This window comes from Methylophaga sp. UBA5088 (assembly GCF_002414625.1).
GTDB lineage: Bacteria > Pseudomonadota > Gammaproteobacteria > Nitrosococcales > Methylophagaceae > Methylophaga > Methylophaga marina.
On record NZ_DIAC01000095.1, the window covers coordinates 27,864 to 28,956 of the forward strand.

1 protein-coding gene is annotated in these 1,093 nt (G+C 46.2%); it reads left to right on the forward strand.

All coding sequences use genetic code 11. From position 1 onward, the window contains the following. Positions 1 to 1,093, forward strand: a 1,093-nt coding sequence (locus B4K20_RS11805; RefSeq protein WP_289283022.1) for an ATP-binding cassette domain-containing protein, incomplete at both ends; no start/stop codon positions are given.

Below are 1,093 nucleotides of genomic sequence, written 5' to 3' on the forward strand. Positions count from 1 at the left end.
CAAATCACCGTCAGTTTTGGCGGTCCAAATTTATTAAATAACGTCGATTTTCAACTCGATCGTGGTGAACGAGTGTGTTTAGTTGGTCGCAACGGTGCCGGTAAATCGACACTGATGAAATTGATTGCAGGTGAAGTCACTGCTGATTCAGGTGAAATGATCGGTATTCAGGACCTCGTCATTTCGCGTCTGGAACAAGAAGTCCCCAGTGGTACACACGGCAAAGTATTTGATGTGGTGGCGGCAGGCTTAGGACAAGTGGCGCCGCTGCTGGTGGAATATCACGATATTATTCATCAACTACAAACAGATAGCTCACAAGCTCTGTTGGATAAACTCGAAAAAGCACAGCATAAAATTGAAGCGGCCGATGGCTGGTCACTAGAGCAACGCGTCGAAACGGTTATCTCAAAATTATCTTTAGACCCTGATGCAGAATTTGATAGTTTATCTGGTGGTAAAAAACGTCGGGTGTTACTGGCACAGGCATTGGTCAAACAGCCAGATATTCTTTTGCTCGATGAGCCGACTAACCATTTGGATATCGAATCGATCACCTGGCTTGAGGGCTTTTTGAAAAGTTATGGTGGCACAGTCTTGTTTATCACCCATGATCGGACATTCCTGCAGGCATTAGCCACACGTATTGTTCAACTGGATCGTGGCAATCTGGTCAGCTTCCCTGGTGACTATGAAAACTACCTGAAAAAGCGTGAAGAGTTGCTGGCGGCAGAGGCTGAACAAAATGCGCAGTTTGATAAAAAACTGGCTCAGGAAGAAGTCTGGATTCGCCAGGGCATCAAGGCTCGTCGCACGCGTAATGAAGGCCGCGTCAGAGCTTTGGAAGCTTTGCGTAAAGAGCGTAGTCAACGACGTGAGCGTCAGGGAACAGCAAATATTCAACTGCAGGAAGCTGACAGAAGCGGCAAGCTGGTATTAGAGGCTGAACATATTGGCCAAAGTTATGATGGCAAAATGTTGTTTGACGATTTTTCTATTGTCATTCAGCGTGGTGATCGTATCGGTATCATCGGTCCGAATGGCTGCGGTAAAAGTACACTGTTATCCATCTTGTTGAAACGAATCGAACCTG